Source organism: Mesorhizobium sp. B2-4-3 (genome assembly GCF_006442815.1).
Taxonomy (GTDB): domain Bacteria; phylum Pseudomonadota; class Alphaproteobacteria; order Rhizobiales; family Rhizobiaceae; genus Mesorhizobium.
Genome location: NZ_VFVL01000011.1, coordinates 111,772 through 127,309, shown reverse-complemented (window position 1 = coordinate 127,309; position 15,538 = coordinate 111,772). Strand labels below are relative to the sequence as shown.

Genomic DNA, 15,538 nt, shown 5'->3' with positions numbered 1-15,538 from the left:
TCACGGAGTTTGCCTGAAGAAAGGAGTTCGCCATGACCGCCAGGAAGAAATGGTCGGCCGACGTGACCGAGCACAGCGATGCGATGGATCTCGAGGATCACGTCTTCGAAGCCGACGACGCCAAGAAGATCGCCGCATCGCTCAAGCGCTCGGCCGAGCACAGCGACCGCCGCAAGGCGGAGCCGTTCCAGTCCGCCATGTCGATGTTGAATTTCTACATCAACCGTGCCGGCAGGAACCTGCCCGAAGAGCGCAAGAGGGTGCTGGAAAAGGCTAAGGACGAGCTGCGCGTCGCCTTCGGCCGCGAGAAGCAGGATTGAGTTCTGCAACGTGAGGTCCGCCGAGATTCAGGTCAGGCCGAGCTGAGAATGGTGGATTCCGAGAACCGGAGCGGAGCGTACTTAAAGTACGTGAGCACCGGAAGCGCAGGAAGCCGCCATTCGCAAGCCGGCCTCACCTGAATATCGATGGACCTTAGCGCGACTGGATCACTTCGTCGGTATTCGCCAGCAGCTTTCGGACCGCGTTGCGCGCCGCATCCGGCCTTCGCAGGCGGATACTCCTCTCGATCGCCTCATGCAGCTTTTGGGCATGGTGCAAATCGTCCAGTTCGCGCGTCGTGTAGGCAAAGAGGTGGTCGAAGGCGGATTCGATCAGCACCCCCAGCGGCACCAGCAGGTCGTTGCCCGAGGCCCTGAGGATCGCGAGATGGAAGCGCGTGTCGGCCCGCGTCCGCTCTTGCAGGTTGGTCGCCTCGCCCATCTCCTGGCAGGCCTGGCTGATCTCGGCCATCTGCTCGTCGGTGCGCCGCAGCGCCGCGAAGGCGGTGGCTTCCGGCTCGATGATATGGCGGAATTCCTGCACGGTCTTGAGGAAAACCTCACGGTCCGGCGAGGTCGCGTACCAGGCGAGCACGTCGCGGTCGAGGAGGTTCCAGCGTTCCTTCGGTTCGACCCAGCTGCCGATCTTTGGCCGCGAGGCCAGCAGGCTTTTCGCCATCAGCATCTTGATCGCCTCGCGCACCGCGGAGCGGCTGACGTCGAAGGTCTCCGACCATTTCGCTTCGTTGGGCAGGATCGTGCCCGGCGGATAATCGCCGCGCACGATCCTCAGCCCGATCTCGCTGGCCAAGGAGGTGTGCACGCTGGCGCCCGGAATGCGTGCCGAGTTGGCCCGGCGAACGCCGGCCGGACGCTCCGGAGCTGCCGTTTTCGTCGGCTTTTTTTCGTTGTTCGGCTTCGCGTCCCGCATATGGTCCAGAAAATCCCGTTTTCAGAAGCTGTCAAGCACGGCAGGCCCGCTTTGCCATAACGCGCGAGGATGTGCACAGATCAGCTGGCATTTGGTGCCGCCTCATGCCGTTTTGACGTATTTGCGCCAGCTGTGCTCGGGCCGGAAACCAAGCACGTCGCGCGCCTTGCGGTTTGAAAGCAGCGTCTCATATTCGCCAAGCTCGGCCTTGACCGGCACGCCCGGATAAAAGCGCTTCAAGAGCTCCGCCGTCGGCAGGTCCGATGAGGTGTCGTCATTGGCCGCGTTAAACACCTGGTAGCCCAGGCCGTCCTTCTCGATGGCGCGCAAGGTGATCTGGCCAAGATCGCGCGCGTCGATGTAGCTCCAGGCGATGCGCTTGCGGAAACCGGGATCGGCGAACCATTTCGGAAACAGCGAATATTCATGCGGTTCGATGACGTTGCCGATGCGCAGCGCATAGATGTCGGCGCCGCTGCGCAGCGCGAAGGCCCGCGCCGTCTTCTCGTTGACGATCTTCGACAGCGCGTAAGAGTCCATCGGGTCGACGTCATAATCCTCGTCGAGCGGGAAATGCGTCGGATTGCGCGGCTCGTTGGCGAAGACCAGGCCATAGGTCGTCTCGCTGGAGGCGATGATCACCTTGCGGATGCCAAGCTTCACCGCCGCTTCGATGACATTGTAGGTGCCCATCGCGTTGATGCGGAACACCTCGTTGTCCGGCGTGATCATGATGCGCGGGATTGCGGCGAAATGCACCACGGCGTCGACCGGCTGGGCTCTCAGCGACGGATCGAACTCGTGCAGGCCCGTATAGCTCGACAGCGCGTTGAAGACCTGCCCGCTGTCGGTGATGTCGGTGATCAGCGTGCGCACTTTCGGATTGTCGAGCGGCTTGGTGTCGATGTTGAGCACCTGGCAGCCATGCTCGACCAGATACTGAACGACATGCCGGCCAGCCTTGCCGCTGCCGCCGGTGAACATGATCCGCTTCGTCATTTTGCCCTCCACAACATCAGGGAATTATGTGTATTGTCAGACAATATGGTATTCCGTGATCGCCCGCCACCCGCGATCCGAGGAAACCTTCTCGACAATCGCCCGCCGCGCGGGCCCATCACCACGAAAGACAGGGAAGAGACGACATGAGTACCACCGCTGCCCGCGAGAAAATCGGTTTCATCGGCCTAGGCCTGATGGGGCACGGCATCGCCAAGAACATCGTCGACAAGGGCTATCCGCTGGCCTTCCTCGGCCGCAACAACCGCAAGCCCGCGGAAGACCTTTTGGGACGCGGCGCCAAGGAAGTGGCCACATCCAAGGAGGTGGCCGCTGCCTCCGACGTCGTCTTCATCTGCGTCACCGGCTCGCGCGAGGTGGAAGCGATCATCCGCGGCCCCGGCGGGCTGAAGGAGGGCCTGAAGCAAGGCTCGGTCGTCGTCGATTGCTCGACCTCCGATCCGGTCTCGACCGTGGCCCTGGCCGCCGAACTCGAGGCGCTCGGCGTCGACTATGTCGATGCGCCGCTCAGCCGCACGCCGAAGGAGGCATGGGAAGGCACGCTCGACGCCATGGTCGGCGCGCCGGACGCGGTGTTCGCAAGGCTGAAGCCGGTGATCGAGACCTGGGCCGGCCGCATCGTCCACATAGGCGACACCGGCGACGGCCACCGCATGAAGCTGCTCAACAACTTCATCTCGCTGGGCTACGCCGCGATCTATTCGGAAGCGCTGGCGCTGGCCGAGAAGGTCGGCATCTCGCCGCCGCGCTTCGACAGCGTCATCCGCAACGGCCGCATGGATTGCGGCTTCTACCAGACCTTCATGCGCTGGACGCTGGAAGGCGACCGCGACGCGCACAAGTTCAGCATCGCCAACGCCTTCAAGGACCTGACCTATCTGGAATCGATGGCGGGCGCGGCCGGCATCGCCAACCCTCTGGGCAACGCGACCAAGAATTCCTTCGCGACCGCCTTCGCCACCGGCCCCACGGAACAGTATGTGCCGATGCTCGCCACGCATATCGGCAAGCTCAATGGCGTCGACCTGATGCCGTCGAAGGACGGCGTGAAGCAGAAGATCTGAAACGAAAGCGCCCCTCGTCAGGAACGCAACTTTGAAAAAAGTCAGGGGCGCCTCGCGGCGCCCCTTTTACATTGGTTTCGGATACGACCAGCGCCTACCTCTGGATACAGGTGTCGGCCGTTTCCTTGGTGCATTCGTCGAGGCCGGTGAAGACCGGATCATCGACCTTCTTGTTGCCGACGAGGTCGAGCATAACCGAAGGCGCCTTATAGCCCATTTCGAACGGCCGCTGTCCGACCAGCGCAGTTACCAGGCCTTCCTTGGCGATCGCCACCTCGTCGCCGATCGTGTCGGCTGCGCCGATGACGAACTCGTTCTTGGCGATCTTGTCGGCCATCGGCTTGAACAGGTCGCGATAGGGCTGCGGTGCGCCGAACAGCGGCCAGCCGCCCATGATGCCGAAGGCGTCGAGCTTCGGGTTGGCGGCGAGGATGTCGGTCATCGCCTGCACGCCCTTGGCGCCATCGTCATTGGTGAACACCGGGCAGCCGGGAGCTTCGGTCCAGCCGCCCTCGCCGGCAAGCGCTGCAAGACCTTCCTTCCCCGTCAGCGCATCGCGCATGCCTTGCGCGCGGCGCAGGATGTTGTCGGCCGCCGGATTGCCCTCGATGGTGCAGATCGTGCCGCCATTCGGCTTGGCCTTCTTGATGTATTCGCCGATCTTCTTGCCCATCAGGTAGTTGTCGGTGCCGAGATAGGTCTTGCGAAGGGCGGCGTCTTCCTTGGCGAGGTCGGCGTCGACCGTCATGATCGGGATCGACGGATTGGCGCTCTTGATCGTCTGCGCGATCAGCGGTGCGTTCGACGGCGAGATCGCCATCGCTACCGTGTCGGGCTTGCTCAGCATATCCTGCACGATCTGCGCCTCGCCGGCTTCGTCAGAGGTCGATGCCGGGCCGGTGTAGAAGCATTCATATTCCGAGCTGGCGTTTTCCTTGTTCCATTTCTCGCAGCCCTGATGGATGGCTTCGAAGAACGGATTGTCGAGACCTTTCACGACGATGACGAGCTGTTTCTTGGCCAAAGCCGGCCCGGCGCCCAACGCCATGGCGGCGACGGCGGCAAGCAAAAGTGTTTTCCTCATATCAGTCCTCCCTTGAAACAGACGGACACTGCGTGCCCGCCACACTGATCAGCCCGGATGCATAAGAACCATGACGAGCATCTCATGATGTTCGCATCCTGCGCCGGGCTGATAAGCATTTGCCGATCCGTTTGCCCGAATACTGGCGCAGCCGGACCCTTGACCATCAAACCATTTGCCCGCCCCCGTCGGATGGACGGACGATGGGCAAAGTCTTCCTCCGAGACTTAGCTAATATCGGCTTTTCGCCAGCGTCAATTCCTATTTGTCCTACAAAACCGATTTTTTGTCGAGTCTCGAAATTAATCGTCAGACAATTGATTGACGCCCTTGTCCGCTTTTGCCTAAATGCGTGAACGCGCCGTTCGGGAGGAAATGGACGGAGCAGGGCGCAAGCGGCGCCGGCAAAAGTCGGCGATAGCTGCGCGGCAAATGGGGAGGCATAAGGCTGGTGTCGGTTCTCGAACTCGCCAATATCTCGAAGCATTTCGGTGCCATCCAGGCGGTCAACGACGTCTCGTTTTCGCTGGAAGCTGGTGAAGTCGTCGGCCTGATGGGCGACAACGGCGCTGGCAAGTCGACGCTGGTGAAGATGATCGCCGGCAATTTCCACCCGAGCCACGGCACCATGCGGCTGGACGGCAAGGACCTTGTCCTGCACAAGCCTGCGGACGCGCGCCAGCACGGCATCGAGATCGTCCACCAGGACCTCGCCCTCTGCAACAACCTGACGGCCGCGGCCAACGTCTATCTCGGGCGCGAGCTGCGCCGCGGCTTTGGTCCGCTTCGCATCCTCGACTATGGCGCGATGTACAAGCGCGCCGGCCAGCTCTTTGCCGAGCTGAAATCCGAGACGCGGCCGCGCGACCTCGTCAAGCAGATGTCGGGCGGCCAGCGCCAGGCGGTGGCGATCGCCCGCACCATGCTGTCCCAGGCCAAGATCGTGCTGATGGATGAGCCGACGGCGGCGATTTCGGTTAGGCAGGTCGCCGAAGTGCTGAACCTGATCCGTCATCTGCGCGACCAGGGCATTGCCGTGGTGCTGATCAGCCACCGCATGCCCGACGTGTTCGACGTCGCCGACCGCGTCATAGTCATGCGGCGCGGCCGGAAGGTGGCCGACAAGAAAATCGCCTCGAGCTCGCCCGAGGAAGTCACCGGGCTGATCACCGGCGCCATCGAACAGGTTGCGTGATAGCGCGGAGCCTCACGCCCCCGCCTCTCAGGAAAGGTCGATAATGGCAGTCACTCTTGATCAGACGATCGCGCAGAAGCAGCACACCTTCCTGTCGCGGCTGTTTGCCAACCAGACTTTCTGGGTGGTGATCGCGGTCATCCTCGCCTGCCTGTTCCTGTCCGTCGCCACCGATTCCTTCGCCACGTCGAAGAACATCTTCAACATCACGCGCAACGTCACCTTCACCGCTATCGTGGCGCTCGGCATGACCTTCGTCATCATCACCGGCGGGATCGACCTTTCGGTCGGCTCGGTGCTCTGCCTTTCCTCGATGGTGCTCGCCGTCACCATGCATGCCGGCTATTCGATCGAAGTGGGCATCCTGGCCTCGATCGCCACCGCGCTGGTCGTCGGCGCCTTCAACGGCGTGCTCATCGCCTATCTCGGCTTCCCGCCTTTCGTGGTCACGCTCGGCATGCTGTCGGTGGCGCGCAGCCTGGCCATGGTCGCATCCAACAACACGGTGGTGTTCCAGTTCGGACCGGACCATCAGAAGCTTCTGGCGCTCGGCGGCGGCGCCTGGGTGTTCGGCATCGCCAATCCGGTGCTCTACATGATCATCCTGGCGCTGATCACCGGCTTCATCCTGCGCTGGACCAAGTTCGGCCGGCACATCTTCGCCATCGGCGGCAATGAGCATGCGGCGACGCTGACCGGCGTTCCCGTCAAGCAGATCAAGGTCGTCGTCTACATGATCTCGGCGCTGTCGGCGGGGCTTGCCGGCATCATCCAGACCGGATGGCTGGGCGCCGTCACCACCAATCTCGGCAACGGCATGGAGCTGCAGGTGATTGCCGCCACCGTCATCGGCGGCGCCAATCTCGCCGGCGGAGTCGGCACCGCGCTCGGCGCCATCGTCGGCGCCGCGCTGATCGAGGTGATCCGCAACAGCCTCGGCCTGCTTGGCATCAACGCCTTCTGGCAAGGCACTTTCATCGGCGGCGCGATCATCCTCGCGGTGCTGTTCGACCGCGTCCGCAACTTCCGCCGCAGCGACTGAAGCGCGGCGCCTTGCCTTCTCCCCTTGTGGGAGAAGGTGGATCGGCGCGCAGCGCCGAGACGGATGAGGGGTGTTCCAGCGGAGTGAGACGTCGGTGTTCCCTGGAGCACCCCTCATCCGTCGCCTTCGGCGACACCTTCTCCCGCAAGGGGAGAAGGGGAAGCGCTCCTATCGCCCAGTCTGAAAATCGGTCTGGACGGGCGCTGCGAGACGGCCGTCATTCCTACCTGCCTTGACGCAACCGCAAACTCAGCCGCACTATTCCCCCGCAGGCGAAGGGAGGCCAGTCGCCTGCGGGAGGAACGATACCCATGACGGACGCGATCAGGCTCTATTGGGGCCGGTTCGGACATGTTTCCGTGCTGAATGTCGCCAACGACTTCGTCACCCATGCCCACGGCGAGGCGCATCTCATCATCTGGCTGGAAGGCACGGCGGGCGAGATGACCATCGGCCGCGAGACGGTGCGGCTTGGGCCGGGCACGGCGGCCGGCATCAACTCGTTCCAGCCGCACAGCCACGCCCTTTCCCGCGACGGCAAGCCCGGCCTGTTCCTCGCCTTCTACATCGACCCCGATTGGGCGCGCCGGCGCCGCGACCTGCCCTCCTCGGCGCCGCTGTTCACGCAGGCCGCGATCACACTGGAGCCCTGGCTGCACCAGGCGGCGGCGAACCTGCTCGATCACCTGACCGACAACGAGAGCATCGACGACGTCGCCAATTACGAGATCGAGCGTTTCATCGACAGCGTGCTCGACGCGGCGGAGACATCCGCGCCGCAGATAGCCCGCGCGCGCATCAACACGATGCTCGATTTCCGCGTCCGCAAGGCGATCCAGCTGATGAAGGCCAATGTCTGCGAGCGCATCTCCTTCGACGACGTCGCGCGTTCGGTCGGCCTGTCCCGGCCGCACTTTTTCGCGCTGTTCAAGGAACAGACCAACCTGACGCCCAACGTGTACTGGAACACGCTGCGCATGGAGGAAGCCGTGCGCCAGCTGCAGTGGTCCGAGGCCCCGCTGATCTCGGTCGCCTGCAACCTCGGCTTCACCACCCAGGGCAATTTCTCGCGCTTCTTCCGCGACCATGTCGGCGTGCCGCCGACGCTCTACCGCGAAGCCGCGAGAGCCATGTCTTGAGCGCCTTCGCAGGCTGATCCGTCGCCGCATTTTCCGACTGGTTGATACGTACTCAAGACGCATTGATAAGCGCCGGCCCGTCGGCCGCCCTAGCCTGCTCCCGATCTTTGCAAGGGAACCAGTCTATGGCGAAAGTCACCATTTCCAGCATCATCGACGCGCCGGTCGAGCAAGTCTGGGCACGCATCCGCGACTTCAACGGCCTGCCGGGCTGGCATCCGCGCATGGTGGAAAGCCACATCGAGGACGGCAAGGACGCCACAACGATCGGCTGCGTGCGCAACTTCCAACTGGTCAGCGGCGCGCGGCTGCGCGAAAAGCTGCTCGACTTCTCCGACGACAATTTCCTGGTCAGCTATTCGATCCTGGAAACACCGCAGCCGCTCACCAATCACAAGGCGACGCTGCAGTTGCGGCGCGTCACCGACGGCAACCGCACCTACGCCGAATGGACGGCGAGCTTCGACGCAGCGCCCGAGGAGGCCGACAAGCTGGCCGAGGGCATGGGCGCCAACGTCTTCCAGGGCGGCTTCAACGCCCTGAAGGCCCATTTTGCCGGCCAGAGCTGACGGGAGCGCGCTATGTCGCTTGCGCTGCAGACTTTTTCGAGCGTGAAAGATGCCAATGCCGCCTTGCAGGCAGCTGGCACGCGTTATCTTGGCGGCGGCACGCTGGTGGTCCGCGCCACCAACGAAGGCGACGTTTCCGTCTCCAGCCTGATCCGTGTCAACGATCCCGGCCTCTCGCAGATCGCGGTTTCCGGCGGCAAGGTCCGGCTCGGCGCTTCGGTCACCATGGCCGCGATTGCCCGCCATCCCGAGCTTGCCGCGCTCGCGCCGGCCGCGCGCGCCGTCGGCGGACCGGCGATCCGCAACATGGCGACCGTCGGCGGCAATCTGTTCGCCCCTGCCCCTTACGGCGATTTCGCCGCGGCGCTGCTGGCGCTGGACGCGACCGTCGTCGCCGAAGACGGCGAACTGCCGGTCGAGACTTTTTTGGCCGATCGCGACACCAACCGCGCCATCGTCACGGCCGTCGGTTTCTCCTTGCCCAAGGCGGAGGGCTTCCGCTTCCTGAAAGTGTCGCGCGTCAAGCCGAAGGGTGTGTCGGTGCTGAGCATCGCCGCGCTTCTGGAGCTCGCGTCGGACGGCACGGTGACCTCGGCGCGGATCGCGCTGGGCTGCATGGCCGATCGGCCGATACGCGCTTTAGCCACCGAAAAGGCGCTGCTCGGCTGCAAGCTCACGCCGCAGGAAATCGCGCCGGCGCTGGCCGCCTCGAGCGAAGGCATCGCGCCGATCACCGACCCGATCGCCAGCGCCTGGTACCGCGCCGAGGTCCTGCCAGTTCATCTCGGCCGGTTGTTGTCGAATTAATCCGTGGGGGACGCGCGTCTGTCCGGCGGATCCGGGCAGGCGCGCAGGAGGAAAAATGGCGAAGGTACCTGTCCAATTCACGCTCAACGGTTCTGAAAAAGCCGAGTTCGTCGAAAGCGGCGCGACACTGCTCCACGCGCTGCGCGACAAGATCGGCGACACATCGCCCAAGGGCGGCTGCCACCAAGGCACCTGCGGCGCCTGCTCGGTCATCATCGATGGCGAACTGAGGCTCTCCTGCCTGACGCTGGCCGAAACCTGCGGCGGCGCCGACATCAAGACGACCGCCGGCCTCGCCGAGGGCGGCGTGCTGCATCCGCTGCAGCGCGCCTTCCTCGATGCCTTCGCCACGCAATGCGGCTTCTGCACGCCGGGCATGATCATGGCCGCTAAAGTTCTGCTCGACCGCACGCCGAACCCCAGCCGCGAGGATGTCGTTGAGGCGCTGTCCGGCAACATCTGCCGCTGCACCGGCTATGAGCCGATCATCCAGGCGGTGCTGATTGCCGCGCGCGCCAACTCGCAGAACGCCGCCTGAGGGAACGAGCCATGGAACTGCGCAAGGATTATTTCGCCGATGTCCGCAAGGACGGCCTGCACGAGATCGGCCAGGGCCGCCCGCGGCTCGACTCACCTGGACACGTCACCGGCAAGACCGCCTATTTCGCCGACCGGAACTTCCCGGGCATGCTGCATCTGAAGATGGTGCGCAGCCCGCACCACCATGCCCGCATCCGCTCGATCGATACGTCGCAAGCGGAAAAGCACCCGGGCGTCGTCAAGGTGCTGACCGCCAAGGACGTGCCGCACAACGTCTACACCATCCTGATCCTGATCCAGATCGGTCCCGAGGACGAAACCGTGCTCGCCGACGGCAAGGTGCGCTGGAAAGGCGAGGCCGTGGTAGCGGTGCTGGCCGAGACCGAGCGCGCGGCGCAGGAAGCCGCCGCCAAGGTCAAGGTCGACTATGAGGTGCTCCCCGCGGTCTTCGACATGGAGGAAGCGCTGAAGCCCGGCGCGCCTTTGGTCAACGAGTATCACGGCCAGAACCACTACCTCTATGACAGCGGCGAGTGCCGCAAGGTGCGCTTCGGCGATGTCGAGGCAGGCTTTGCCGGGGCCGACCACATCCTCGAACAGTCCTACCAGTCCTCGCCGATCGAGCACGCGCCGACCGAGACGACGGGCTGCGTGGTGGCGCCCGAGGGCAATGACCGCTTCACCTGCTACACCAACACGCAGGCGATGTTCTTCACGCTCGACAACACCTCGATCATCCTGCAGATGCCGGGCTCGAAGCTGCATTTCGTCGGCGGCACGGTCGGCGGCGGTTTTGGCGGCAAGGTCGACGTGATCGTCGAGCCGATCGCTATCCTCGCGGCCAAGCTAACCGGACGCCCGGTCTGTTTTATTTACAGCCGTGAGGAAGAGATGCAGATCTCCTCGCCGCGCGCGGCCGAGAAGGTCGTCATCAAGGACGGCGTCATGAAGGATGGCCGCATCGTTGCGCGCAAGGTGACCGGCTACACCGATGCCGGTGCCTATTCGCGCCACTCGCCTTACGGCGCGCAGAAGGGCGCCGCGCACTATCCAGGCCCGTATACGATCCCGAATGTCTGGATCGACACCTATTGCGTCTACACCAACCGCACCCCCTCCTCCGCCATGCGCGGCTTCGGCGTCACCATCGGCGACTTCGCGCTGGAGGTGCAGATGGACAAGCTGGCCCGGCTGATCGGCATGGACCCGCTCGAATTCCGCTTCATCAACGCCTATCGCGACGGCGACATGAAGGCGCATCGCCAGCCGACCGAGGGTGCGGCGCTGATCGAATGCATGCAGGAAGCCTCGCGCGCCGCCAACTGGCCGGTGGCGGAAAAATACATGGCGATGTCCTCCTACAAGAAGGGAGCCTGAGATGGCGATCCGGCGTGGACGCGGCATGGCCGCGATCAACTATCCGACCGGCATGAACCTCGGCGGCGACCCGACCCAGGCGCTGGTCCATTCGACGCCGACCGGCAATTTCATGGTGACGCTCTCCAGCGTCGATCTCGGCCAGGGCATGAAGCAGATCATGGCGCAGATCTGCGCCGAGACGATCGGCGTGCCGACCGACCGCGTCATCATCGACACCGCCGACACCGACACCGGCCCGCACTGCATGGGCACTTTCGCCTCGCGCGGCACGCACCGCGCCGGCAATGCCGTCATCCAGGCAGCCAAGGAAGCCCGCCAGGTGATGCTGGAAGTGGCCGCCGAAGAGCTGGAAGTGAACGCCTCCGACCTCGAGACCGACGGCCAGGGCAATATACAGGTGAAGGGCGCGCCGCAGAAATCGATCTCGATCTTCGATGTCGCGTTGTCGGCGCATTTCAAGCGCGGCCGCTCGATCTCGGGTCGCGGCATGTTCCTGATCCCGCGCTCCTACCCGGAGAAGGAGACCGGCGCGATGAAGCCTTCCACCTGCTACGCCCATGCCTGCACGGTGGCCGAGGTCGAGGTCGACGACGAGACCGGCGAAGTGACGGTGCTTACGGTCAAGAACGTCTTCGAGATCGGCCGCGCGCTCAATCCGAAGATGGTCGAGCAGCAGCTGGTCGGCGGCTCCTGGATGGGAATCAGCCACGCGCTCTACGAGACGACCGAACCGTATTATCCGAACCGCGACCATGGCGGCACCGACTTCAACCAATATCTGATGCCGGGTCCCGGCGATCTGGCCGAGACCGAGATCATCGTCTTGGAGCGTCCCTCGGCCGACGGGCCGTTCGGCGCCAAGGGGCCGGGCGAGATGTGCGCCAACCCGCAGATTCCGGCCGTCGCCAACGCCGTCTTCGACGCGGTCGGGGTTCGCATCGACACGCTGCCGATCACGCCGGAGCGCATCCTGCGCGCGCTGAAGGCGCAGGCGGCGGGCTGAGGGGAAGATGACCAGCACCGACGCCGTTGAGGTCGCGGCTTCGCCGGAAGCGATAGCCGCGCGCCTTGCCGCCTCGCGCTATCTGGCCGACGACAGCCTTGCGACCGCGATCTTCCTGGCGATCCGCCTGGGCAAGCCGCTGCTGCTCGAAGGCGCGCCTGGCGTCGGCAAGACCGAAGCCGCGAAGGCGGTCGCCGAGCTCCTCGGCCGCGAGCTGGTGCGCCTGCAATGCTATGAAGGCGTCGACGCCGGGCATGCGCTTTACGAGTGGAACTACCAGCGCCAGTTGCTCGCCATCCGCCATGCCGGCGAGCACGAGATCGACATCTATGACGACCGCTTCCTGATCGCCCGCCCGCTGCTGCAAGTTTTGCGGGCGCCGGAGCAACGCGTGCTTCTGGTCGACGAGATCGACCGTTCCGACCACGAGTTCGAGGCGTTGCTTTTGGAGTTCCTCTCCGATTTCCAGATCAGCATTCCGGAACGCGGCACCATCCGCGCCGCTGCGCAGCCCATCGTCATCTTGACCTCGAACCGCACCCGAGAGCTTGCCGAGGCGTTGCGCCGGCGCTGCGTCTATCACTGGATCGGCTATCCCGACGCCACGCGCGAGGCCGAGATCATCATGCTGCGCTCGGGCCATGTCGCCGAAGCAACCGCACGCGCGGTGGCCAATGCCGTGCAGGAGATCCGCGCGCGTCCGCTGGCGAAACCGCCGGGCATTGCCGAAGCCGTCGAATGGGCGAATGCCGCGACCATCCTCGAAAAAGGCGGCAGCCCGTGGCCGCAAGCCTTCCGCCGCGCCATCGGCGTGCTGATCAAGGACGAGGAGGATCTGTCGGCGATCGCGCCGGAGCTGGGGAGGATTGTCGAGGAGGCGCTGGGGTGATGGGCAATCGCGACGCGCTAGCGCGATACCCCAAGGCTAATGCGCGACGCTGGCGGGACAGAGGGGGGCGCGAAGGAATGAGGCGTTGGGAAAGCCTGCCTCGCGCCGCCGCGCCCTTCTTGGGCTTCGCTCGGCTGCTGCGCAGCCACGCCTTCGCCGTCGCACCGGAACAGGTGACCAGCTTCATGCAGGCGGTCACATTGCTCGGCCCGCGCTCGATGAACGACATCCGCGAGGCAGCTCTCGCAACGCTCGCGCCCTCACCCGATCGTCGCGGCGAATTCGAGGCGCATTTCCGAGCCTATTTCTACGGCGACGCTCAATCTTCGATCGAAGGCGAAGAGGACGACGAGACCCGCGTCAAGGACGATCGCGGCGCGCGCGAGGAAGAGAAACAGATCGCCCGCCATGAGAAAGGCGGCGAGCTGTCGTCGGCGCTCGAGCAGCTGAGCAGCCGTGATTTCCAGCGCGACGCCGATGGCCTCGGCCAGTTCCGCCGCAGGCTCGCATCCGCCCTGCCCGCGCGCCGTTCCTTCCGCACCGCGCGTACCCGCTCGCGCGGCACGCTCGATCTTCGACGCTCGCTCAGCGAAATCGTCAGCGCCGACGGCGACATCCCCGCGCCGCAGCTGCGCCGCCGCCAGGCCGTGCCCCGCAAGCTGCTCCTGCTCATCGACGTCTCGGGCTCGATGAAGCTGCACACCGCGGACTACCTCAAGCTGGCCCATGCGACCGTGCAAGGCGCGGACCGGGCGGAAGTCTTCACCTTCGGCACGCGCCTCACCCGCATCACCTCGGCGCTGCGCATTCGCGACCGCGAGCAGGCGCTCGCCCGCGTCGCAGCACTTGTCGACGACTGGGACGGCGGCACCCGCATGGGGCCGACACTGCTGGCCTTCCTTTCGGTGCCGCGCTTTTCCGCTTTCGCGCGCGGCGCCTGCGTCGTCATCCTGTCCGATGGCCTGGAACGCGGCGACCATTCCGACCTCGAAACCGCGATGCGCCGCTTCAGCGCCCGCGCTTTCCGGCTGTCGCTGGCGACGCCACTCGCCGGCGATCCGCGCTTTCGCCCGGCGACGGCGGCGCTCCGCGCCATCCTGCCGGCGCTTGACGATCTGGTCGACGGCTCGTCGGTCGGAAGCCTCACCGATTTCATACTGTCGCTCGCCCGTCCTGCGCCTGCGGCTTCAGTCATCTGGAAAAGGGTATCGTGATGCAGAAAGCCATCGACGCGCATTTCCACATCTGGCGCCAGAAGGACCAGCCCTGGCTGGTCGGCCCCATGGTGCCGCGCATCTTCGGCCCCTACGAGCCGATCCGCCGCGACTATCCGATCACGGAGTTCCTCGAAGACCAGAAAGGCTCGGGCGTCGAGAAGGCCGTCTATGTCCAGACCAACTGGGCCAAGGAGGATTTCGAAAAAGAGGTCGCCTTCCTGCAGAAGACCGCCGACGAAACCGGCTGGCCGCACGCCATTGTCGGCTATGCCGACATGACGGTCGACGATGTCCGCCCGCAGATCGACCGGCTGATGAAATACAAGCTGCTGCGCGGCGTGCGCATGCAGCTCCACTGGCACGAAACGCCAGCCTTCCGCTTCGCCGCCTCCGCCGACCAGGTGATCGATCCGAACGTGCGGAGAAACGTGGCGCGGCTGAAGGATTACGGCCTCTCCTTCGACCTGCAGCTCTTCCCGGCGCAGATGAAGGACGGGCTGACGTTGGTCGGCGAAAACCCTCGGACGAATTTCATCCTCACCCATGCCGGCATGCTGACCGGCATGGGTGAGGAAACCACCGAAGCATGGAAGGCGGGGCTCCGCACGCTTTCGGCAGCACCCAATTTCTACGCCAAGCTGTCGGGGCTCGGCACCTTCGTCCACCGCAACGACCCGAACCTCATCGCCTACATCGTCGACAACGCGGTCGATATCCTCGGCAGCGACCGGCTGATGTTCGGCTCGAACTTCCCGATCGAAAAGCTGTGGACCAGCCATGCCGAGCTGATCCGAGCGCACCGCGCGGCGGTGATGCGGCATGGCCCCAAGGCCGAGGCAGACATCTTCTGGAACACGGCCGAGAAGGTGTACCGGCCAGTGTAGCGCGCTTCTTCCTTCTCCCCTTGTGGGAGAAGGAGAAGCCTGCGCTTCACTTCACCTCGAACTGCGGGTCGAGCGGTATCTGCATTGCCGTCACCAGATGGTTCGTCTGTCCGGCCAGGCCGATGATCGACACAAGCTCGCCATGCTGCGCGTCGGTCATGCCCTTGGCGCGGGCGGCGGCCGTATGCGAATGGACGCAGTAGGAGCAGCCGTTGGCGGTGGAGACGGCGATGTAGATCATTTCCTTGGTCAGCGGATCGACGGCGCTGTCGGCGACCATCACTGCCTTGAGCTGTTCCCACACCCGCTTCAGCGCCGCCGGATCGTTGGCCAGCCCGCGCCAGAAATTGTTGACGAAGTCGGATTTTCGCGTCGCGCGGATATCGTCGAACACCGCCTTCACCGCCGGGATCTTTTCGACCTCGGCGTCGGTGAGCAGTTTTGTGGTGGCCAT

General features: G+C 64.4%; 16 protein-coding genes and 1 pseudogene. 13 read left to right on the top strand and 4 right to left on the bottom strand.

The window, feature by feature from the left end:
• Nucleotides 1–32: 32 nt before the first annotated feature.
• Complete coding sequence (locus tag FJ956_RS13735; protein ID WP_140677190.1) at nt 33–320, top strand: DUF3175 domain-containing protein; 288 nt, start codon at nt 33–35, stop codon at nt 318–320.
• Between the two features lie 154 nt (nt 321–474).
• On the opposite strand, the gene FJ956_RS13730 is transcribed toward FJ956_RS13735, so the two are convergent.
• Both FJ956_RS13730 and FJ956_RS13725 read right to left on the bottom strand, forming a co-directional pair.
• Complete coding sequence (locus tag FJ956_RS13730) at nt 475–1,251, bottom strand: FadR/GntR family transcriptional regulator (RefSeq protein ID WP_140677188.1); 777 nt, start codon at nt 1,249–1,251, stop codon at nt 475–477.
• Between the two features lie 102 nt (nt 1,252–1,353).
• Nucleotides 1,354–2,250 (bottom strand): NAD(P)-dependent oxidoreductase, encoded by an 897-nt coding sequence (locus tag FJ956_RS13725; RefSeq protein WP_140677186.1) that lies wholly within the window; start codon nt 2,248–2,250, stop codon nt 1,354–1,356.
• Between the two features lie 125 nt (nt 2,251–2,375).
• On the opposite strand from FJ956_RS13725, the pseudogene FJ956_RS13720 reads away from it, so the two are divergent.
• A pseudogene (locus FJ956_RS13720) lies at nt 2,376–3,335 on the top strand (NAD(P)-dependent oxidoreductase); the annotation flags it as partial.
• A gap of 94 nt (nt 3,336–3,429) precedes the next feature.
• Here FJ956_RS13720 and FJ956_RS13715 read toward each other — a convergent pair.
• Complete coding sequence (locus FJ956_RS13715; protein WP_140677182.1) at nt 3,430–4,419, bottom strand: sugar-binding protein; 990 nt, start codon at nt 4,417–4,419, stop codon at nt 3,430–3,432.
• A 451-nt stretch (nt 4,420–4,870) separates the two neighbouring features.
• Here FJ956_RS13715 and FJ956_RS13710 point away from each other — a divergent pair, with 451 nt between their 5' ends.
• The 11 genes from FJ956_RS13710 (at nt 4,871) to FJ956_RS13660 (ending at nt 15,084) form a co-directional block, all read left to right on the top strand.
• Complete coding sequence (locus FJ956_RS13710; protein ID WP_140544422.1) at nt 4,871–5,614, top strand: ATP-binding cassette domain-containing protein; 744 nt, start codon at nt 4,871–4,873, stop codon at nt 5,612–5,614.
• A gap of 43 nt (nt 5,615–5,657) precedes the next feature.
• Nucleotides 5,658–6,656: an ABC transporter permease gene (locus tag FJ956_RS13705; RefSeq protein WP_140677180.1), complete on the top strand. Its 999-nt coding sequence runs from the start codon at nt 5,658–5,660 to the stop codon at nt 6,654–6,656.
• A gap of 311 nt (nt 6,657–6,967) precedes the next feature.
• Nucleotides 6,968–7,795 (top strand): AraC family transcriptional regulator, encoded by an 828-nt coding sequence (locus tag FJ956_RS13700; protein WP_140677178.1) that lies wholly within the window; start codon nt 6,968–6,970, stop codon nt 7,793–7,795.
• A gap of 125 nt (nt 7,796–7,920) precedes the next feature.
• Nucleotides 7,921–8,364, top strand: coding sequence for an SRPBCC family protein (locus tag FJ956_RS13695; RefSeq protein WP_140677176.1), 444 nt, complete (start codon nt 7,921–7,923; stop codon nt 8,362–8,364).
• Nucleotides 8,365–8,376: 12 nt separating this feature from the next.
• Nucleotides 8,377–9,171 (top strand): FAD binding domain-containing protein, encoded by a 795-nt coding sequence (locus FJ956_RS13690; protein WP_140677174.1) that lies wholly within the window; start codon nt 8,377–8,379, stop codon nt 9,169–9,171.
• Nucleotides 9,172–9,226: 55 nt separating this feature from the next.
• Nucleotides 9,227–9,709, top strand: coding sequence for a (2Fe-2S)-binding protein (locus tag FJ956_RS13685; RefSeq protein ID WP_140677172.1), 483 nt, complete (start codon nt 9,227–9,229; stop codon nt 9,707–9,709).
• Nucleotides 9,710–9,720: 11 nt separating this feature from the next.
• Nucleotides 9,721–11,088 carry a xanthine dehydrogenase family protein molybdopterin-binding subunit gene (locus FJ956_RS31010; RefSeq protein WP_140677170.1) on the top strand — a complete coding sequence of 456 codons (1,368 nt, stop codon included), beginning with the start codon at nt 9,721–9,723 and terminating at the stop codon, nt 11,086–11,088.
• A 1-nt stretch (nt 11,089) separates the two neighbouring features.
• Nucleotides 11,090–12,094: a molybdopterin cofactor-binding domain-containing protein gene (locus tag FJ956_RS31005; protein ID WP_140677168.1), complete on the top strand. Its 1,005-nt coding sequence runs from the start codon at nt 11,090–11,092 to the stop codon at nt 12,092–12,094.
• Between the two features lie 7 nt (nt 12,095–12,101).
• Entirely contained in the window at nt 12,102–12,983 is an 882-nt protein-coding gene (locus tag FJ956_RS13670; RefSeq protein ID WP_140677166.1) for a MoxR family ATPase, read from the top strand.
• A gap of 77 nt (nt 12,984–13,060) precedes the next feature.
• Nucleotides 13,061–14,197 (top strand): VWA domain-containing protein, encoded by a 1,137-nt coding sequence (locus FJ956_RS13665; protein WP_140677164.1) that lies wholly within the window; start codon nt 13,061–13,063, stop codon nt 14,195–14,197.
• Entirely contained in the window at nt 14,197–15,084 is an 888-nt protein-coding gene (locus FJ956_RS13660) for an amidohydrolase (RefSeq protein ID WP_181170195.1), read from the top strand. The genes FJ956_RS13665 and FJ956_RS13660 overlap by 1 nt, the downstream gene beginning before the upstream one ends.
• 46 nt (nt 15,085–15,130) lie before the next feature.
• Here FJ956_RS13660 and FJ956_RS13655 read toward each other — a convergent pair whose 3' ends face one another.
• Nucleotides 15,131–15,538 (bottom strand): carboxymuconolactone decarboxylase family protein, encoded by a 408-nt coding sequence (locus FJ956_RS13655; RefSeq protein WP_140677160.1) that lies wholly within the window; start codon nt 15,536–15,538, stop codon nt 15,131–15,133.